This is a genomic window from Agrobacterium sp. 22-214-1 (assembly GCF_053522465.1).
Genome location: NZ_JBNWCK010000001.1, coordinates 1147716 through 1167118, shown reverse-complemented (window position 1 = coordinate 1167118; position 19403 = coordinate 1147716). Strand labels below are relative to the sequence as shown.

Sequence of the window (19403 nt, the reverse complement as noted above, 5' to 3'; positions counted from 1 at the left end):
CAGCAAAGTTTTACACGACGCTTGTTGCGCCTTTCGCTTATGCTGCGCTGTATTTGTTGCCTGGGGAAACGCTCTCGGGAAACACTTTTTCGATCGTATTCGGCCTCATTGACCAACTCTACTCAACCGGTAGAGTTAAGCCATCTTCATCAGGAGGGAATACCGATGTCCAAGTTTCTGTCCGGTTTGAGCGCTGTCGCTCTCGGCCTTTCTTTGACATTGGGGGGTGTGGGTTCGGCTTTCGCGGAAACCAAGCTTCTCAATGTGTCCTATGATCCGACCCGTGAACTCTACAAGGACTTCAACGAAGCCTTCGCCAAGAAGTGGAAGGCCGATACCGGCGAGGACGTCACGATCCAGCAGTCGCATGGCGGCTCCGGCAAGCAGGCTCGTTCGGTCATCGACGGTCTGGAGGCGGACGTGGTGACGCTGGCGCTGCAGAGCGATATCGACGCCATCGTCCAGAATTCCGGCAAGATCAACAAGGACTGGCGCACCCGCCTGCCGCATAATTCTTCGCCTTACACCTCCACCATCGTCTTCCTGGTCCGCAAGGGCAACCCGAAGGGCATCCATAACTGGGGCGATCTGGTGAAGGGCGACGTGCAGATCGTGACGCCGAACCCGAAGACCTCGGGCGGCGCCCGCTGGAACTATCTGGCGGCCTGGGCCTGGGCCAACGAAGAGTTCAAGGGCGACAAGGACAAGATCAAGGCCTATGTGGGCGAGCTCTACAAGCGCGCGCCGGTTCTCGACACCGGCGCTCGCGGCTCCACGGTCACCTTCGCACAGCGCCAGATCGGCGACGTGCTGCTCGCCTGGGAAAACGAGGCCTATCTCGCCGGTCAGGAATTCGGCGCTGACGCCTTCGATATCGTCGTGCCGCCGATCTCGATCCTTGCCGAACCGCCGGTCGCCGTGGTTGACGCCAATGTCGACGCCAAGGGCACGCGCAAGGCGGCGGAAGCCTATCTGCAATATCTCTATTCCGACGAGGGCCAGAATATTGCGGCAAAGCACTTCTACCGCCCGTCGAACCCGGCTGTCGTCTCCAAGGATCTGCTCAAGCAGCTGCCCGACATCAAGCTCGTCACCATTGACGACCCGCAATTTGGCGGTTGGGCCAAGGCGCAGCCTGAACATTTTGGTGACGGCGGCATCTTCGACCAGATTTACAAGCCCGCAAAGTAAGCGGATGATGGGCTGAAAAGAGATCGCCCGCGTCCGCACGGACAACAGAAAACAAAACCTGATCGACCGGACACCGTGCCGGTCGATACTTTATAATAAACGCCGGGGAACACCGGCTCCAAGAGAGCATTTCCAGGAAAAGCGGACCCCGGTTTCCTGTCCGGAAATGCGCCAAACTAAAGATTATCCGGAGCCTTGATGAGCAATAATACTTCCGGAAACAGGTGGAAATGGCGGCAGTCGAGCGTCATACCGGGCTTCGGCCTGACGCTTGGTTACACAGTGACCTATCTGTTTCTCATCATTCTTATTCCGCTGGGCGGCCTTGTCTGGTCCACGGCGAAACTGGGTTTTTCAGATTTCATTGCGATTGCCACGGATAGCCGCACGCTGAATGCGCTGCGTGTCAGTTTCGGAACGGCATTTCTCGCCGCGCTGGTCAACGCGGTCTTCGGCGTCATCGTCGCCTGGGTGCTGACGCGTTACCGTTTTCCCGGTCGCCGCTTCGTCGATGCCATCGTCGATCTGCCTTTCGCCCTGCCGACGGCGGTCGCCGGTATCGCGCTGACCACGCTTTACGCCAATCGCGGCTGGGTCGGTTCGCTGTTCGAACCCTTCGGCATCAAGATCGCCTTTACGCCGACCGGCATCGTCATCGCGCTGATCTTCATCGGCCTGCCTTTCGTGGTCCGCACCGTGCAGCCTGTCATGGAAGAAATCGACCGGCAGGTGGAGGAGGTGGCCGCCACGCTTGGCGCCAACCGTTTCCAGACCATCACCCGCGTTCTGCTGCCGAGCCTGACACCCGCCATCCTCACGGGTTTCGCGCTCGCCTTCGCACGCGGTGTCGGGGAATATGGTTCGGTCATCTTCATCGCCGGCAATATTCCCTATGTCTCGGAAATCGCGCCGCTCCTCATCGTCATCCGGCTGGAGGAGTTCAATTATGCGGCCGCGACCGGCATCGCCACCATCATGCTGATCATCTCGTTTGCCATGCTGTTCCTCATCAATCTCATTCAGGCCTGGAGCCGCAAGAGGTACGGTTATGTCTGAGACCGCTTCCCGCACGTCCCCCCGGCCGTTCCGTGATCCCGCCAGCGAGAGCTTTCCCGCCCGGCTGGCGTTGATCGCGATTGCCTTCGTGTTCCTCGCCGCCTTTCTGGTTTTGCCGCTGGTCTCGGTCTTTTTCGAAGCCTTCCGTAAAGGCACGGAAAGCTTCTGGGAGGCGATTGTCGAACCCGACGCACTCTCCGCCATTCGCCTGACGCTGCTTGTCGCCGCCATTTCGGTGCCGCTCAACCTGGTCTTCGGGGTGATGGCCGCCTGGGCGATTGCGAAATTCGAGTTCAAGGGCAAGGCCTTCCTGATCACGCTCATCGACCTGCCGTTCTCGATCTCGCCGGTCATATCGGGCCTCGTCTATGTCATCCTGTTCTCATCCCACAGCGTGCTCGGGCCATGGCTGAAGAGCTACGGCATCGAGATACTCTTCGCCGTGCCGGGCATCGTGCTCGCCACCATCTTCGTCACCTTTCCTTTCGTCGCGCGCGAACTGATCCCGCTGATGCAGGATCAGGGCAATGGCGACGAGGAGGCGGCGATTTCGCTTGGCGCTTCCGGCTGGCAGACCTTCTGGTACGTCACGCTGCCCAACATCAAATGGGGCCTGCTTTACGGCGTGCTGCTCTGCAACGCCCGCGCCATGGGTGAATTCGGCGCCGTCTCGGTGGTATCGGGCCATATTCGCGGTGAGACCAACACCATGCCGCTGCATGTCGAGATACTCTATAATGAGTACAATATGGGCGCGGCCTTTGCGGTGGCAACGCTGCTCGCCGGTCTGGCGCTCGTGACGCTCATTCTCAAAACCATTCTCGAAATACGCTTTGGCGCGGGCAACGCAGCCGGCAAGCATTGAAAGGCATCTTCATGGAAGTGAAAGTTTCCGGCATCACCAAGCAGTTCGACCGCTTTCCGGCGCTGAACGATGTGTCGCTCGACATTCGTTCCGGCGAGCTGATCGCGCTGCTCGGTCCTTCCGGTTCCGGCAAGACGACGCTGCTGCGTCTCATCGCCGGTCTCGAACAGCCGACGACCGGCCAGATTTTCTTCGGCAACGAGGACGCCTCGCACCGCACGGTGCAGGAGCGCAATGTCGGTTTCGTGTTCCAGCATTACGCCCTGTTTCGCCACATGACGGTGGCCGACAATATCGCTTTCGGCCTCAAGGTGCGTCCCTCCGCCAAGCGTCCGCCGAAGGCCGAAATCCGCAGGCGGGTCTCCGAACTTCTAGACATGGTGCACCTCTCCGGTCTTGAGAAGCGTTACCCCTCGCAGCTTTCCGGCGGCCAGCGCCAGCGCGTGGCGCTTGCCCGCGCTGTCGCCATCGAGCCGAAGGTGTTGCTCCTCGATGAACCCTTCGGCGCGCTCGACGCCAAGGTGCGCAAGGAGCTGCGCCGCTGGCTGCGCGAGTTCCACGACCGCACCGGCCATACCACCGTCTTCGTCACCCACGATCAGGAAGAGGCGCTGGAACTGGCCGACCGCGTCGTCGTCATGAGCCAGGGCAAGATCGAACAGGTCGGCACGGCGGATGACGTCTACGACACGCCCAACTCCCCCTTCGTTTTCTCCTTCATCGGCGAATCCTCCAGCCTGCCGGTGACGATCCGCGACGGCCACGTGCTGTTCCAGGGCGAAAGCATCGGCATTGACGAGAGCGGCTCTGGCGAGGGCGAGCTTTTCTTCCGCCCGGAAGATGTGGTGTTGACTGGGGAGAAGGACGCGCTTTACGGCAAGGTCACCACCTGTCGCCGCCTTGCCGGCACCCGCATCGCCGAAATCGACATCGCCAATAACGGCCATGAGCCCTATCACCTCGAAATCGAAGTGCCGCTCAACGCCGCCGTGGCCGTGGGGGCGGAACTACGATTCCGCCCGACGCGGTGGAAGGTGTTCGGGAAGAAATAAGGGAGACGTGACCGCAGTTGACGGTCGATGATCCGGCGCTCTCTAACGCGCGTCACATTTAATCTGATTCCGCAGTACACCACAGTTGAAAATCATCGAGTGTACTGGGTGTCGTTACCCCCCTCTGTCCTGCCGGACATCTCCCCCTCAAGGGGGGAGATCGTTCCGTGGCGAGGTCTTGCACCTCTCGACGGTCGAGAATGAAGTGGGGAGAAAGCCTCTTGCCGATCTCCCCCCTTGAGGGGGAGATGTCCGGCAGGACAGAGGGGGGTAACGACACCCAGCACACTCGATGATTTCAACTGTGGTGTACTGTGATCTGATTCATGCGACGCGCTTCAGTTCTCCGTCATACCGACCTCGAGCCGGTATCCAGCCAGCCCAAGTCCTTGGGCCGAAAGGAGTTCTTTTCATCGTGGGAGAGCCGCCCCGGCATTCGAGGCACAGATTTCCTCAATAGTCGAAGCAATATGCAAAAACGGAAAAGGGCCGCCAAAGCGACCCTTCCATGAGTTTGGTCCTGTTTACAGACCCGGGACTGTTTCTCAACGTTCCGAAGGCAGGAAGTTTACAACGAGGGCTGCCCCGTCGAAAACACACCCTTTCCATTGCCTGCACCAGAGACCGAAATCTCACTAGACATTGGATCACCTCCTTCCGATACGTTGAACATAACTAGAAGGTAGTACGATTCGTCAGTAATGCAAGAGGGATTACTTCCAGGGGACGCCCGGCTCCTATGCCGCATCCGCGGCCTTTACGTCGAATTCGAAGTGGATGCTGTCATAGGGAAACTCGATGCCAGCCTCGTTCCGGTCGATAACGCCCGCATGGAGGAGCGACGTCACATCGCGATGAACGGCCTGTACGTCCCGTCCAACCCGACGGGCAACCTCCCGGATAGAAAGCGGCCCCTGTCCGGCCAAAGCCTTGACGATGGCAAGGCGAAGCGGCGCGAGAATACGATGTAGGTCCTCATAGCTTGAAAATTCGACGGATGATTTCGCCTCCACCTGCTTTCCGGACAAGGCCAGATTACCGGCGGCAACAAAGCGGCTCTTGATATCCTTGATCGTGCTGAGACGGACGGTGAGTGCGGTCATGACAAAATCCTTTCCATATCCGCCTGAAAAGCATCGAACAGGGCTTCGAGCGTGGTGAAGGCGATGGTGTCTTCACGCCCGTCCATATGACGATGATCGCCTTTGCCGCGTTCATTGTCATAACGCAGAACACATTCCCCTTTGATCACCAGCGCCAGCCGATATTTGAACGGGTGGAGACTTCCGGGAACAGGCTCAGGCCGATGCCACAGGACAACCTCGAAGAAGGCCGTCTCGTCGATCACTTTGCGCGTCTTTTCGAGCAGAATGGCCTTCATGTTGTTATTTGTGACAACACTTTAGTGTGTTGTCAATGAAAACAACGATCCAGCTCAAAGCGTCACGACACCCGCATCACGATCTTGCCGATATGATTGCTGCTTTCCATCAGCCGGTGCGCTTCCACGACCTCGTCCAGCGTGAAGACCCGGTTGATGACAGGTGCCAGCTGACCGCTTTCGATGAGTGGCCAGACCTCTGCGACGAGGTCGTCGCGGACGGCGCGTTTTTCGTCGGCCGTGCGGGGGCGCATGGTGGAGCCGGTGACGGTGAGGCGTTTGACCATGATGGGGGTGAGGTTAACCTTTTCGGCCACGGCGCCGCCCAGAAAGGCGATGATGGACAGGCAGCCGTCCTTTGCGAGTGCCGAAAGGTTCTTTTCGAAATAGGCCGCACCGATCATGTCGAGAACGACATCGACGCCCTTGCCATCGGTTTCGGCTTTGATGACGGCGGCGAAATCTTCCTCACGATAGTTGATCGCCCGTCTGGCGCCGAGCTTCACGCAGGCTTCGCATTTCTCCGCTGAGCCTGCAGTAGCATAGACTTCCGCGCCAAAGGCTTTGGCAAGCTGGATCGCCGTCGTGCCGATACCGCTGGTGCCGCCATGGATGAGCACGCTTTCCCCTTCGGTAAGGCCGGCCATCTGGAAGAGGTTGGCCCAGACGGTGAAGAAGGTTTCCGGCAATGCGGCCGCTTTGACGGCGTCGTAACCCTTGGGGAAGGGAAGGGCCTGCCCGGCCGGCACGGTGCAATATTGCGCATAACCGCCGCCATTGGCGAGCGCGCAGACCTTGTCGCCCACCTTGAATTCGGTAACGCCTTCACCCAGCGCAACCACCTCGCCGGCGATTTCAAGGCCGAGGATCGGGCTCGCATCCTTCGGCGGCGGATAGATGCCCTGCCGCTGCGCCACATCCGGCCGGTTGACGCCCGCCGCCTCGACCTTCACCAGAACCTCGCCTTTTGCGGGCTTCGGCAAAGGCGCTTGCGAAAGCCGCATCACCTCCGGGCCGCCATGGGAGGGAAGGTCGATGAAGCGCATTGTTTCGGGCAGGGTCTTGGTGTCGGGCATGGCCAGGGGCAACTCCTCACGTGTCGGCGTCGCCTGAAGATGTAGGTCAGATGCGCCGCTTAGGGAAGGAGGCCGTTTGTCACGAGTGTCAATTTGTCTCGCCGAACACCCGCACCACGAGACCGCCTTCGTTTTCCTTCGCAGCCGCCTTCACACCCGCGATCTCGCTGCCGATCCGCTCGGGATTGGCGATGATCAACCCCTTCGGCAAGGTCAGAACGCCGATGGAGCAGCGCAGCAGCGCGAAGTCCCGCTCATTACCGTGGCGGTCCTGGCCTTTCATGCAGCCGGCGGCGCGGTCCTCGTCCGAATAGAGTTCGGCGACGTCGTCGTGAAAATCGCTGAGCAGCCGCTCGAGGATTTCCGTCAGTTCTCCCACCGTCCAGTCACGCACGCCGATGAAGAAATCGTCGCCGCCAATATGGCCGAGGAAACAATCGCCGGCAAAAAAGTAACGACGCATCAGCGCCGAAAACAGGGTGATGGCGTGGTCGCCGGCGTTGAAGCCGTATTTGTCGTTGAAGGGTTTGAAATTATCGAAGTCGCAATAGCAGAAGAAGCGCGCCTCGTCGCCATCGCTGCAACGGTCGGCAATGAAGCCGCCAATCGCGCGGTTGCCGGGCAGCGCCGTCAGCGGGTTCTGGTCCTGCGCCATCTTCAGCTGTTTTTCGTTGATGACCTTGATGAGCGAAGCGGCGGAAACGATGCCGGCGTAACGCATGTTTTCGGTGAGGATGATGCAGGCGCTGCCGCCCATGCTGGCGAACATGTTCATCAATTGGTCGGCATCGGCATCGAGGCCGACAATCGGCGCGGGATCGACGAAATGGGAAATGGTGCGCTCGTAAATCTTGTTCTTGAGCAGGTCGCGGCCGAAGGGCCGGTAGATATATTCCTTGAGGTGATATTCGTTGATGACGCCGCGCGGTTCGCCATTGGCGTTGAGAACCGGGAAAAACGCCTGCTGTGGATTTCTGCGGAACAGTTCGAAGACGCTGTCGACGCTGTCATGCTCGAAGACGGTCGGAAGACGCTCGATTTCGCGGCGGATGAGAATCTCATCCAGCGTCTGGCTGCTGCGCCGCGCCACGCCCATGCGGTTGATATGGGGAAAGCTCTCCGGCAGCTCGCTGGTGAAGACCGTGGGCCTCGCGATCAGCCAGCCCTGCACCAGATCGACGCCGAATTCGCGGCAGGTCAGAAACTCCGCCTCCGTTTCGATGCCTTCCGCAATGACCCTGACGCCAAGAACATGGGCGATGTTGACGATGTTGCGCACAAGGTGCTGCTTGCGCGGCAATTGGTCGACGCCGGTGATGAAATGCCGGTCGATCTTCAGGTAATCAAGCGGAAAATCGCAGAGCAGCTTCATCTCGCCATGACCTGCGCCAAAATCGTCGATGGCCAGCTTGAAGCCTTCCTTGCGCATGCGGGCAATCAGCGCCGTGAATTCCGGCACGCTGGTATTGTCGAAACGTTCGGAAAGCTCGAAGCAGATGGAGGAGGCGGGAATGCCCGCCCGCGCCAGATGGCCGACGAGCTTGTCGAGAATGGCGTCGCCATGCGGGATCAGCCGCACATCCAGATTGAGGAACAGGGTGGCGGAGGAGAAATCGGGCAGGGTGGAGAATTTTGCGAGAGCGCGGCTCGCCAGCATCTGCTCGAAGGCCTTCAGTTCGCCATCGGCGGCAGCCTGGTCGAGAAGCGCCAGCGGATTGGAAAAACCGAGCCGGTCATGGCCGCGCATCAGCGATTCATAACCGAAAATCGTGCCTGTCGTCGCCTCGACAATCGGCTGAAAGGCCGTTTCGAGCACCAGTTTCGCCATGGGAAACATGTGCCCGGAGGCAAAACGCCTTATGACATCGTTCTCCAGCGTGACGGCCTGCATTTCTATTCTCCGCTATTGCCGGTCCCTTTGGTGGCGCGCCGTGTGGAATGCGCCACCGGGAACCCGTCTCTTTTGCGGCGAACAATCGCAGATTACAGGTCAACAAAAGCTTTCACGACTGTGAAGCTTTGATGAACGTTTTGTTACAACCCTTTCAATATGGAGGGTTGTTGCGCCGGGCCTTATGCCCGGCGGACATGCCCGGTGTGTGCGGCATAAAGTTCCGCAACGTTCATGCGTTCCCGGTCCGCTTCGACAGGCTCCGTGGACTTTGCGCCCACGCCAGGTCCGGCGGAGGCCGCCCATAGTCTCAGCGCTGCCCTGACGACCTCGCTGCCGGATGCGTAAGCGCCGCAATTCACGGCCTCGCGCATTCTTGCTGCCTGTTCCGGGGAAATCGATACTGTCACCATTGGCATGATATCACTCCCTTCTTTAAACGCTGCGAGCGGTCCTTCGATGTCCGGTTCGCGGATCGGATGCCGTCGTGGTCTATGGCGGGCGTTTTTATCGTCTTTCGTCTGGCGCCGCTTCCAGCGAAATTTATATCACCAGCGATATTAGCACGAAACGCGTTCCATTCCCAATTCGCAGTAAATCACGGTTTAGTTTTTCCGGCGTGAGCCAAACGGCGGCATGGGTTCGCCACGCTGGCCGATGAGCGGGAAACTACCATGCCCCGGCGGTGGAAAATATGATCCATCGCAAATCAGCGACATAAAATGGCGCGTTTTTTATTGATTGATCGATCAATCAAGAATATTTTGCCGCCATCAAGGAGACGCTTATGCCCAAGATCGGAATGGAGCCTCTGCGCCGCAAGGCGCTGGTGGATGCGGCGCTTCGCACCATAGGCCATCACGGTTCGCTGAATGTGACGATGTCGGATATCGCCCGGGAGGCGGGTGTGTCGGCGGCGCTCGCGCATCATTATTTCGGCAGCAAGCAGCAGCTTCTGCTGGAAACCATTCGCAGCCTGCTGCGCGATCTCAGGCGTGATGCGGTGGCGGCTTTGACCCGCGCTTCCGGCCCGCGCGAAAGGCTGAGCGCCATCGTGCATGTCTCCTTCCAGAGCGACCAGTTCACGCCCGAAACGGTTGCGGCGTGGCTCGCCTTCTATGTGGAGGCGCAGCGCTCGGAAGAAACCCGTCGCCTGCTCGTGCTCTATTCGCGCCGCCTGCGCTCCAACCTCATGGCGAGCCTCAACCGGCTCTGCCCGCCGGACGATGCCGCGCGCATCGCGGAAGGGGCGGCGGCCCTGATCGACGGGCTTTATATTCGCCACAGCCTGCGCTCGGCGCCGCTCGGCCTTGCTTCCGCACCGGCGCTTGTCGAGGATTATTTCGACATGCAGCTCAAATCATTTCCCGATGGACAGCGCCAAAAGCCGTCCATCCGCGTTCTTTAAGGAGACTTCGACATGACCACGCTCAAGGCGCAGCCGAAAGCCTCGCATTTCATCGACGGGGTGTATGTCGAAGACACGGCCGGCACGCCGTTCGAGAGCATCTTCCCGGCCACCGGCGAGGTGATCGCGAGGCTGCATGCGGCAACGCCCGCCATCGTCGAGCGCGCCATCGCCGCGGCCAAACGTGCGCAGAAGGAATGGGCGGCGATGAGCCCGATGGCGCGCGGCCGCATCCTCAAACGCGCCGCCGATATCATGCGCGAGCGCAACGATGCGCTGTCCACGCTGGAGACGCTGGATACCGGCAAGCCGATCCAGGAAACCATCGTCGCCGACCCGACGTCCGGCGCGGATGCCTTCGAATTTTTCGGCGGTATCGCACCTTCCGCGCTGAATGGCGATTACATCCCGCTCGGCGGTGATTTCGCCTATACCAAGCGTGTGCCGCTCGGCGTCTGCGTCGGCATCGGCGCGTGGAACTATCCGCAGCAGATCGCCTGCTGGAAGGCCGCTCCCGCGCTGGTCGCCGGCAACGCCATGGTCTTCAAGCCCTCGGAAAACACCCCGCTCGGCGCCTTGAAGATCGCCGAAATCCTCATCGAAGCCGGTCTGCCAAAGGGCCTGTTCAACGTCATTCAGGGCGATCGCGATACCGGGCCGCTGCTGGTCAACCACCCGGATGTGGCGAAGGTCTCGCTTACCGGCTCAGTCCCGACCGGCCGCAAGGTGGCCGCTGCCGCTGCCGGGCATCTGAAGCACGTGACCATGGAACTCGGCGGCAAGTCGCCGCTGATCGTCTTCGACGACGCCGATATCGAAAGCGCTGTGGGCGGGGCCATGCTCGGCAATTTTTATTCCTCCGGCCAGGTCTGCTCCAACGGCACCCGCGTCTTCGTGCAGAAAAAGGCGAAGGAGCGTTTCCTCGACAATCTGAAGCGCCGCGCCGAGGCGATGATCCTCGGCGATCCGCTGGACTACGCCACCCATCTCGGCCCGCTGGTCTCCAAGGCCCAGCAGGAGAAGGTCCTTTCCTATATCGAAAAGGGCAAGGCAGAGGGCGCGACGCTCATCACCGGCGGCGGCATTCCGAACAATGTTTCAGGCGAGGGCGCCTATGTGCAGCCGACTGTCTTCGCCAATGTGACCGACGACATGACCATCGCCCGCGAGGAAATCTTCGGGCCCGTCATGTGCGTGCTGGATTTCGACGATGAGGACGAGGTTCTCGCCCGCGCCAACGCCACCGAATTCGGTCTTGCCGGCGGCGTCTTCACCGCCGATCTCGCCCGCGCCCATCGCGTGGTCGACCGACTGGAGGCGGGCACGCTTTGGATCAATACCTATAATCTCTGCCCGGTCGAAATCCCCTTCGGCGGTTCCAAGCAATCCGGCTTCGGGCGAGAGAATTCGGCCGCGGCGCTGGAGCATTATAGTGAGCTGAAGACGGTTTATGTGAGCACGGGGAAGGTGGACGCGCCTTATTGACGGGCGGTGGGTGGGGCTTACCCCCCTCTGTCCTGCCGGACATCTCCCCCTCAAGGGGGGAGATCGGCAAGCGGCGCCACCACCACTTCATTCGCTGACGTTGAGATGGGCGCGACCTCGCCGCATATCGATCTCCCTCCTTGAGGGGGAGATGCCCGGCAGGGCAGAGGGGGGTAAGCCACAGGCGCAGATGTTCATTCTGGAGATATTTCGAAATGCAAGCAGATTACGTCATCGTCGGTTCGGGTTCCGCAGGCTCCGCCATCGCCTATCGCCTGTCGGAAGACGGCCGTTATTCGGTGATCGTCATCGAGGCCGGCGGTTCGGATTTCGGCCCCTTCATCCAGATGCCGGCCGCACTCGCATGGCCGATGAGCATGAAGCGCTATAATTGGGGTTATCTCTCCGAGCCCGAGCCGAACCTCGACAACCGCAGGATTACGGCCCCGCGCGGCAAGGTTATCGGCGGTTCGTCCTCCATCAACGGCCTCGTTTACGTGCGTGGCCATGCCGAGGATTTCAACCGTTGGGAAGAGCTTGGCGCGCATGGCTGGGCCTATGCGGATGTGCTGCCATACTTCAAGCGGATGGAACATAGCCATGGCGGCGAGGAAGGCTGGCGCGGCACGGATGGGCCGCTGCATGTGCAGCGCGGTCCGGTCAACAACCCGCTGTTCCACGCCTTCATTCAGGCCGGCGCGCAGGCCGGTTTCGAATTGACCGACGATTATAATGGCTCCAAACAGGAGGGTTTCGGCCTGATGGAGCAGACCATCCATAATGGCCGCCGCTGGTCCGCTGCCAATGCCTATCTGAAACCGGCGCTGAAGCGCGGCAATGTCACGCTGGTCAACGGCTTCGCCCGCAAGGTCGTCATCGAGAACGGCCGGGCCGTTGGTGTCGAGATCGAGCGCAAGGGCGTCGTGGAAACCATCGCGGCCAATCGCGAGGTCATCGTCTCGGCCTCCTCCTTCAATTCGCCGAAACTGCTGATGCTCTCAGGCATCGGCCCCGCCGCGCATCTCAAAGACATGGGCATCGAGGTGAAGGCGGATCGTCCCGGTGTCGGCGCAAATCTTCAGGACCATATGGAGTTTTATTTCCAGCAGGTCTCCACCAAGCCGGTCTCGCTCTATTCATGGCTGCCATGGTTCTGGCAGGGCGTGGCAGGCGCGCAATGGCTGCTGTCGAAAGGCGGGCTTGGCGCTTCCAACCAGTTCGAGGCCTGCGCCTTCCTCCGCTCAGCACCGGGTCTGAAACAGCCTGATATCCAGTATCATTTCCTGCCGGTCGCCATCTCCTACGATGGCAAGGCGGCGGCGAAAAGCCATGGTTTTCAGGTGCATGTGGGTTACAACCTGTCGAAATCGCGCGGGAATGTTACCTTGCGCTCGGCTGATCCGCATGACGACCCGGTCATCCGCTTCAACTATATGAGCCACCCGGAAGACTGGGAAAAATTCCGCCATTGCGTGCGCCTGACGCGCGATATCTTCAGCCAGAAAGCCTTTGACGATTTTCGCGGGCCGGAAATCCAGCCCGGCGAAAACGTGGAGACGGATGAGGATATCGACGCCTTTTTGCGGGAGCATCTGGAAAGCGCCTATCACCCCTGCGGCACCTGCCGCATGGGCGACAGGGACGACCCGATGGCCGTCGTAGATCCCGAATGCCGGGTGATCGGGGTGGAGGGCTTGCGGGTGGCGGACAGCTCGATCTTCCCGCATGTGACCTATGGCAACCTCAACGGCCCGTCGATCATGACCGGCGAAAAGGCGGCGGACCACATTCTCGGCAAAACCCCGCTGCCACGCTCCAATCAGGAACCATGGGTAAACCCGCGCGCGGCCGTCAGCGACCGGTGAGGGTCAATGGTAATCATCCTCGCGCTGGTGGCGGATCGCGAGGATGGACACGGTTTCCGCATCTTCGATTTGAATGAGGACGATGTAACCGGAAGATCCGAACGGAACGAGCAGTTCTCGTAAGAGTGCGTTGTCCCCAGGCGCCTTGCGCGTTGCGAAAGGAAATTCGCTCAGTCCCTCAATCGTCGAAATGATTCGGTCTACGGCTTTTTCCGCCGTCGAAAAATCCTTTTCCAATAGAAAATCATATAGCCGTGTTATGTCCGCTCGGGCCGCAATCGTGTACCGGAGATTGAAGGTCACTCGCCACGCTCAGCTTTCTTGGCGGCGAGCATCGCCCGCAATTCCGCATGCACCTCTTCGGCTGGATAAAAAATCCCCGTCCGTTTGGATTCTTCGAGCGACGCCAGCCCGCGCGCAATAAATTCCGCCTGTGATTTACGGATTTCCACCTGCCTGCGCACGGAATCCTCAACGAAGGAAGAGAGCGTTTCGCCGTCCTTCAGCACGCTTTCCGCCGCCTCGCGAAAATCCGCCGTTACCCGCAGCGAAGGCAATGTCGCCGTTTTCATATTGCGTCTCCATGCGTTGCAATTGCGATGCGCAGGATGCGCCGATAGGGGCGGTCTGTCAAATGCAAAACCTTGCAATCCCCGCCCGAGAGGCGGATAAACGGACTTCCCGCCTGATGACGACCATCAAAATCACCGATCTGGACCGCCATGCCCGTCGACTACAAAAAGCTGAAGATGCTCCGCCGTTCCCGCGTCGTGTGGGGCTCCTGGCGGGTGTGGAGGCCGAGGGCGGTTTTCTGGATCGGCGCGATTGCGGTCGGCCTTATCAGCGTCGGTTTTGCGTGGGCGGCGGATCGGGCCCAGCACCTTTTCTTTGCGGCAACCTCATCGGGCGAATGGGCGTTTCTGCTGCCGCTCATCATCACGCCGCTCGGCTTCACGCTCTGCGCCTGGCTCGCGATCACGGTTTTCCCCAATGCCGGCGGCAGCGGCATCCCGCAGGCGATCGCCGCGCGGCACCTGCGGGAAGATGCGGACCGTTCGCGGCTTCTGTCGCTGAAACTCGCTTTCGGCAAGGTGGTGTTGACGGTCGCCGGGCTTTTGTCTGGTGCCTCCATCGGCCGTGAGGGCCCCACCGTTCAGGTTGGCGCTTCGATCATGCTGCAGGCCGCCCGCTGGGGCGGCATGGCGCAGGCGAAGGGTCTCATTCTCGCTGGCTCGGCGGCGGGCATCGCGGCGGCCTTCAACACGCCGCTGGCGGGCATCGTCTTCGCTATTGAGGAAATGAGCAAGGCCTACGAATCCCGCGCCAATGGTCTCGTTCTCACCGCCGTCATCCTGTCGGGCCTCGCCTCGCTGGCGCTGGTCGGCAGCTATACCTATTTCGGCACCAGTTCGGTGATGGCGAAAACGACCATGGACTGGCTGCTGGTTCTGGTCTGTGGCATTGGCGGCGGCGCGTTCGGTGCGCTGTTCAGCGCAGGCGCTTTGCGTCTTTCCGCCCGCATCCGGCGCTTCGCGCAGGCCATGCCGCTGAAGCGGATGCTGGCGGTCGCCGCCGCCTGCGGCCTGGCCTCCGCCGTCCTCGGCATCGCAACGGGCGGCGCGACCTTCGGAACCGGTTACGAACAGGCGCGCGCGGCAATCGAGGGCGAGGCCGCGCCGGCATTCTTCTTCATCGAAAAACTGGCGGTGACGTTCCTTGCCATGATGTCGGGCATTCCCGGCGGCATCTTCGCGCCGTCGCTGTCGGTGGGCGCGGGCTTCGGCAGCACCATGGCCACCTTGCTCGGCACCAGCATTGGCCTTGGCGCCATCGTCGGCATGGCGGGTTATTTTGCGGGCGTGGTGCAGGCGCCGATGACAGCCTTTGTCATCATCCTTGAAATGACCGGCAATCATGAAGGCGTCATGCCCATCATGGCCGCATCGATGCTCGGATATCTGACATCGCGGCTTTTCTCCCGCGAGCCGCTTTATCATGGCCTGTCGCGGGTCTTCATCGCCCAGAGCATCCGCGCCCGGCGCGCCGCTCAGGCCAGCGAAACGTAACCGCTTACGCGCGGATGCCGGCCACGCCGAAATAACCGAGCCCCGGTATCTTCACGCCGGGCCGGCTGAAATCGATGCCGGCGACAAGACCGAGAAAATTGATCTCGAAACCGCTGCGCGCACCGGCCGAAATGCCGAACAGGCCGCCGAGCGAAACGCTTGCATCCTTCCAGTCGTCGGCGATGTGGTAAAACGCGCCGTCCGGCAGATAATCGCGGCCCACGGCATCCGGCGGCAGCACGACGCCGAGTTCCGGCACGCTGCGCAGCACATGGGCGACGAAGGTGTTGGAGTTGGGGCCGGGATAGATGCGATAGCCGCCCGGCCGGCCATAGGGGTAATCGGAAATAGCCTGCTCGATCTTCGGGATCAGCTTTTCCGCCTCTGCGCCATGAATGGCCACCACCTGGCGCGGTGTGTTGGAATACCAGAAGGCATCCGCCGCATAACCATTGCGGCGGATCGGCGTGCCCCAACCCACCTTGTCATAGCGGTCATAGGCTTTCGCGCCCGGCTTTTTCAGCACGATCCAGGCATGACTGGCGACAGAGCCCTTGAAGCCGCCCGTCATGGCGGAAAACACATAGACCGCAGCCTGTTCATCGGCGTCCGCCTGGGGAAGGACGCCGGACGAAGACCAGCGGGCATCGCGCCAGCCCTGCGGATGGTCCCGCATGGCCCACAGCCCGGCCGATGCCAGTGCGGGAAGCAGATAGATAACGGCAATCGCCAGCAGCAGACGTTTTGCAAATTTCACTGATAGCCCCGTGCATCGAAAAATCAATTGCGGTATCAACCACATGAAATCAGAATTTTTTGAGGCTGCGAACATGAACAATTCCGTTACCGTCGAAGTCACCCGCGGCAACCTCGTGGAAAGCCGCCATCAGGGCCTTGCCGCGGTGGTGGATGGCGATGGCGGTGTGCTGTTTTCGGCTGGCGATATCGAGCGCGGCATCTTCCCGCGTTCCGCCTGCAAGGCCATGCAGGCGCTGCCGCTGGTGGAAAGCGGTGCTGCGGATGCCTATCAATTCGGCAACCGCGAACTGGCGCTTGCCTGTTCCTCCCATTCCGGCGAGGACGCGCATGTCGAGCTCGCCGCTTCGATGCTAGCGAAAGCGGGCAGGGATGCCGATACGCTGGAATGCGGCGCGCACTGGTCTTCCGACCAGAAAACCATCATCCATCAGGCCCGCACGCTGGAAAAGCCGACGGCGCTTCACAATAATTGCTCCGGCAAACATTCCGGTTTCATCTGCGCCTGCTGCCACACCGGCACTGACCCAGAGGGCTATGTCGGTTACGATCATCCGCTGCAGCGGGAAATCCGCGCCACGATGGCAAGCCTGACGGGTGCTGCTCTCGGTCAGGACAATTGCGGCGTGGATGGCTGCTCCATCCCCACCTATGCCGTTCCGCTCAGAGGGCTGGCGCATGGTTTCGCGAAAATGGCGACGGGCAGGGGGCTGGAAACGGGCCGTGCGAAAGCCTCGCGCCGTCTCGTCGAGGCCTGCATGGCGGAGCCCTTTTACGTGGCGGGCACCGGCCGCGCCTGCACGAAACTGATGCAGATCGCACCAGGAAAAATCTTCGCAAAGACCGGCGCGGAAGGCGTCTTCGTCGCCGCCCTGCCGGAAAAGGGCATTGCCATGGCGGTGAAATGCGAAGACGGCACGACGCGTGCGGCGGAAGCCATGGTTTCGGCACTGCTGGCCCGCTATTTCGATGAAGGCAGCGCCGAGCGACAGGCTTTGAGCGGCATGGCGAACCGGCAGATGCGCAACTGGAACGGCATCCATGTCGGCGATGTCAGAGTCGTCGGGCTTTAAATAACCTTTGACGCGGCCGGTTGCGGGCACGATGATGACGTGCCCTGCATGTGACGGCCATCCCATGGCCGCCGAGGGGCGGCGTCCGCATGAGGAAGAAACGGGCGCTTCATTGCTTTGGAGGTCGCATATCCATGTTCACACTGTTTTTCTCCCCCGGTTCCTGCTCTCGCGCCAGCCATATCGTGCTTGAGGAATCCGGCCTGCCTTACAAGGCCCACCGCGTCAATTTCGCGGAGGGCGAGCAACGCTCCGAGGCATTTTTAAAGATCAATCCCAAGGGCCGCGTGCCCGCACTGGCCACGGCAAGCGGCGTGCTGACGGAGACGCCCGCCATCCTCGCCTTCATCGCGCAGATGGCGCCTGAAAAGAAGCTCGCGCCACTCGACGATCCGTTCGAATTCGCGCTGATGCAGTCCTTCAACGCCTTCATTTCCTCCACCGTGCATGTCGCCCACGCGCATGGCCGGCGCGGCAGCCGCTGGGCGAATGAGGAGAGTTCGCTTGCGGATATGAAGGCGAAAGTGCCGCAGACCATGGGCGAGTGCTTCGAACTGATCGAGCACGGCATGCTGCACGGCCCATGGGTTCTTGGCACCGCCTATTCGGTTGCCGATCCCTATCTTTTCGTCATGTCCGGCTGGCTGGAAAGCGATGGGGTGGATATTGCCCGTTTCCCGAAGGTGCACGACCACTTCCGCCGCATGAACGACCGCCCGGCGGTGCAGCGGGCGCTGGCGGGCGAGAGGGGCTGAGAGGCTCCAACTCGGTCTTGTGCTGCTCTCTCATCCCTGTGCTTGTCACAGGGATCCAGCCAGCCCAAGTCCTTGGGCTGAAAGAACTCTCCCCGCCGCGCAGACGCGCGTCGGCTGGATTCCTGTGACAAGCACAGGAATGAGGGTGGAGAAAGAAGGAGCGCGGAGTGCTCTCCCGCTCAGGCCGCCTCGGCGGCCCTGCTGTCCCACATGGTTTTGAACGCTGTGCGGGCTTGGCAACGATCCAGCCAGGCTTTCAGCGCCGGATGGGCATCGAACAGCGGCTTGTGGCCCTGCGCGTAACGAACGATTTCCGCCGCGTTGAGATCGGCGACGGTGAAACGGTCGCCCACCAGATAGTCGTGGCTGGAAAGATGCTGCTCCAGCACCCGGAAGGGGCGCTTCAGCAGGCGGGCGGCGACATCGATCACGGCCTTGCCGCTATCGCTTTCCGAAAGGCCTTCGGCGATGGCGGAGGAAATCTTCAGCGAATTGGTCTCGATTTCAGTGGCAGCGAAGAAAGACCATTGCAGCATCGCCGCATCTTCCTTCAGGTCGATCGGGGCGAGCGGCCCGCCATATTTGCGGGCAAGGTAGAGATTGATGGCCATGGATTCGTAAAGCACCATGCCGTCATCCTCGATGCAGGGAATGGTGCCCATCGGGTTGACGGCGAGAAATGCGGGAGACAGCGTGTTGAGCGGCGCATCCGCAGCCAGCGGATCGGCAAGGCGGCGGGCCTGTATCACGGGCACATGCTTGAATTCTATGCCCAGTTCACCCGCAAGCCACAGCGTGCGCGTGGCACGGGAACGGTAGACACCGTAGATCGTCAACATCGAAATTACCCCTTGACCAGTTCGATGCGCGGCACGTTACGGTTTCGTCGTTTTAAAGTGAAGTTGCAGATCGCCGGGGCAGCTATGATTTTTTCTGATCCGTGAAGAAGTCCGTATCCGGCGACAGACGATATTCGAAACGGTCGATAAAGCGTTCGAACAGGCGGGCGAATGTCTCCACATCCTCCGCTGGCCATCCATCCATCACGTCCTCGATGACGCTCATCTTGGTCCGGCGCATTTCCTGCAAAAGACTGGTGCCGAGTGGCGTGATCTCGACAATGCTGCGGCGGCCGTCCTCCTGGGAAACGCCGCGTTTCAGCAGGCCGCGCCCCACCATGTCCGCCACCACCCGGCTGCCGCGCGAGGGGTCGATGCGCATGCCCTCGGCAATCGCACCCACGGTAACATCGCCTTCCGCCCGGCGCAGAATATCGAGAACGTCGATATGGGAGAGTTCGAGACCCGGAGCGAGCTTGGCAAGCGCCATGCGGCCGATGATGCGGCGGCCGATCATGATGCGCATGCGCGTCATCGTATTGCCGATCCGCTTGATGTCCTCGGGCAGATCCTCGTTCCAGTTTTCCTCAGTCGCCACGCTTCATCGTCCCTTTCGGTGCTTTTTTCCGATCACATTTAGCGCC

The 19403-nt window shown here is 60.7% G+C and carries 20 protein-coding genes; 10 read left to right on the top strand and 10 right to left on the bottom strand.

Going from position 1 to position 19403, the window contains the following annotated elements; translation table 11 throughout:
• The first annotated feature begins 165 nt into the window (after window positions 1–165).
• The 4 genes from ACQZ5G_RS05935 to ACQZ5G_RS05920 all read left to right on the top strand — a co-directional run bounded on the left by ACQZ5G_RS05935 (window position 166) and on the right by ACQZ5G_RS05920 (window position 4164).
• The gene (locus tag ACQZ5G_RS05935) at window positions 166–1191 is read left to right on the top strand and encodes a sulfate ABC transporter substrate-binding protein (protein WP_035236788.1); all 1026 of its coding nucleotides are present in this window, start codon (window positions 166–168) and stop codon (window positions 1189–1191) included.
• A 198-nt stretch (window positions 1192–1389) separates the two neighbouring features.
• On the top strand, window positions 1390–2247 hold the full coding sequence (cysT, locus tag ACQZ5G_RS05930; protein ID WP_003494311.1) for a sulfate ABC transporter permease subunit CysT: 858 nt from the start codon (window positions 1390–1392) through the stop codon (window positions 2245–2247).
• Window positions 2240–3112, top strand: a complete 873-nt coding sequence (gene cysW / locus ACQZ5G_RS05925) for a sulfate ABC transporter permease subunit CysW (protein ID WP_003520464.1) — start codon at window positions 2240–2242, stop codon at window positions 3110–3112. Before cysT ends, cysW begins: the two co-directional genes overlap by 8 nt.
• Window positions 3113–3123: 11 nt before the next feature.
• Window positions 3124–4164, top strand: a complete 1041-nt coding sequence (locus ACQZ5G_RS05920; protein WP_020812515.1) for a sulfate/molybdate ABC transporter ATP-binding protein — start codon at window positions 3124–3126, stop codon at window positions 4162–4164.
• Between the two features lie 737 nt (window positions 4165–4901).
• Here the strand turns inward: ACQZ5G_RS05920 and ACQZ5G_RS05915 are convergent.
• The 5 genes from ACQZ5G_RS05915 to ACQZ5G_RS05895 all read right to left on the bottom strand — a co-directional run bounded on the left by ACQZ5G_RS05915 (window position 4902) and on the right by ACQZ5G_RS05895 (window position 8931).
• On the bottom strand, window positions 4902–5267 hold the full coding sequence (locus ACQZ5G_RS05915; RefSeq protein WP_003520461.1) for an HVO_A0114 family putative DNA-binding protein: 366 nt from the start codon (window positions 5265–5267) through the stop codon (window positions 4902–4904).
• Entirely contained in the window at window positions 5264–5545 is a 282-nt protein-coding gene (locus ACQZ5G_RS05910; protein WP_448737428.1) for a toxin-antitoxin system TumE family protein, read from the bottom strand. Before ACQZ5G_RS05910 ends, ACQZ5G_RS05915 begins: the two co-directional genes overlap by 4 nt.
• 62 nt (window positions 5546–5607) lie before the next feature.
• The gene (locus ACQZ5G_RS05905) at window positions 5608–6621 is read right to left on the bottom strand and encodes an NAD(P)H-quinone oxidoreductase (RefSeq protein WP_448737429.1); all 1014 of its coding nucleotides are present in this window, start codon (window positions 6619–6621) and stop codon (window positions 5608–5610) included.
• Between the two features lie 88 nt (window positions 6622–6709).
• Entirely contained in the window at window positions 6710–8512 is a 1803-nt protein-coding gene (locus ACQZ5G_RS05900; protein WP_003520458.1) for a GGDEF domain-containing protein, read from the bottom strand.
• A gap of 182 nt (window positions 8513–8694) precedes the next feature.
• Window positions 8695–8931, bottom strand: coding sequence for a ribbon-helix-helix domain-containing protein (locus tag ACQZ5G_RS05895; RefSeq protein ID WP_448737430.1), 237 nt, complete (start codon window positions 8929–8931; stop codon window positions 8695–8697).
• 368 nt (window positions 8932–9299) lie between these two features.
• Between ACQZ5G_RS05895 and betI the strand changes: the two genes are divergently transcribed.
• The 3 genes from betI to betA all read left to right on the top strand — a co-directional run bounded on the left by betI (window position 9300) and on the right by betA (window position 13270).
• Window positions 9300–9920, top strand: coding sequence for a transcriptional regulator BetI (gene betI, locus ACQZ5G_RS05890; RefSeq protein WP_020812509.1), 621 nt, complete (start codon window positions 9300–9302; stop codon window positions 9918–9920).
• A 12-nt stretch (window positions 9921–9932) separates the two neighbouring features.
• Complete coding sequence (betB, locus tag ACQZ5G_RS05885) at window positions 9933–11405, top strand: betaine-aldehyde dehydrogenase (protein WP_448737431.1); 1473 nt, start codon at window positions 9933–9935, stop codon at window positions 11403–11405.
• Between the two features lie 215 nt (window positions 11406–11620).
• A complete protein-coding gene (betA, locus tag ACQZ5G_RS05880) occupies window positions 11621–13270 on the top strand; it encodes a choline dehydrogenase (protein ID WP_448737432.1) in 1650 nt (549 codons plus the stop codon).
• A 3-nt stretch (window positions 13271–13273) separates the two neighbouring features.
• On the opposite strand, the gene ACQZ5G_RS05875 is transcribed toward betA, so the two are convergent.
• On the bottom strand, window positions 13274–13573 hold the full coding sequence (locus tag ACQZ5G_RS05875; RefSeq protein ID WP_142843916.1) for a type II toxin-antitoxin system RelE/ParE family toxin: 300 nt from the start codon (window positions 13571–13573) through the stop codon (window positions 13274–13276).
• Entirely contained in the window at window positions 13570–13842 is a 273-nt protein-coding gene (locus tag ACQZ5G_RS05870) for a YlcI/YnfO family protein (protein WP_443408033.1), read from the bottom strand. The genes ACQZ5G_RS05875 and ACQZ5G_RS05870 overlap by 4 nt, the downstream gene beginning before the upstream one ends.
• A 150-nt stretch (window positions 13843–13992) precedes the next feature.
• Here ACQZ5G_RS05870 and ACQZ5G_RS05865 point away from each other — a divergent pair, with 150 nt between their 5' ends.
• On the top strand, window positions 13993–15336 hold the full coding sequence (locus tag ACQZ5G_RS05865) for a chloride channel protein (RefSeq protein ID WP_448737433.1): 1344 nt from the start codon (window positions 13993–13995) through the stop codon (window positions 15334–15336).
• A gap of 4 nt (window positions 15337–15340) precedes the next feature.
• Here ACQZ5G_RS05865 and ACQZ5G_RS05860 read toward each other — a convergent pair whose 3' ends face one another.
• Window positions 15341–16093: a DUF3750 domain-containing protein gene (locus ACQZ5G_RS05860; RefSeq protein ID WP_269828012.1), complete on the bottom strand. Its 753-nt coding sequence runs from the start codon at window positions 16091–16093 to the stop codon at window positions 15341–15343.
• 73 nt (window positions 16094–16166) lie between these two features.
• On the opposite strand from ACQZ5G_RS05860, the gene ACQZ5G_RS05855 reads away from it, so the two are divergent.
• Complete coding sequence (locus ACQZ5G_RS05855; protein ID WP_448737434.1) at window positions 16167–17165, top strand: asparaginase; 999 nt, start codon at window positions 16167–16169, stop codon at window positions 17163–17165.
• 134 nt (window positions 17166–17299) lie between these two features.
• The gene (locus ACQZ5G_RS05850; RefSeq protein WP_003522219.1) at window positions 17300–17920 is read left to right on the top strand and encodes a glutathione S-transferase family protein; all 621 of its coding nucleotides are present in this window, start codon (window positions 17300–17302) and stop codon (window positions 17918–17920) included.
• Between the two features lie 179 nt (window positions 17921–18099).
• Here ACQZ5G_RS05850 and ACQZ5G_RS05845 read toward each other — a convergent pair whose 3' ends face one another.
• Together ACQZ5G_RS05845 and ACQZ5G_RS05840 are read right to left on the bottom strand one after the other, a co-directional pair.
• Window positions 18100–18759, bottom strand: coding sequence for a glutathione S-transferase family protein (locus ACQZ5G_RS05845; protein ID WP_059754022.1), 660 nt, complete (start codon window positions 18757–18759; stop codon window positions 18100–18102).
• Window positions 18760–18841: 82 nt separating this feature from the next.
• Window positions 18842–19357 (bottom strand): MarR family winged helix-turn-helix transcriptional regulator, encoded by a 516-nt coding sequence (locus ACQZ5G_RS05840; RefSeq protein ID WP_003522221.1) that lies wholly within the window; start codon window positions 19355–19357, stop codon window positions 18842–18844.
• Window positions 19358–19403: the final 46 nt, after the last annotated feature.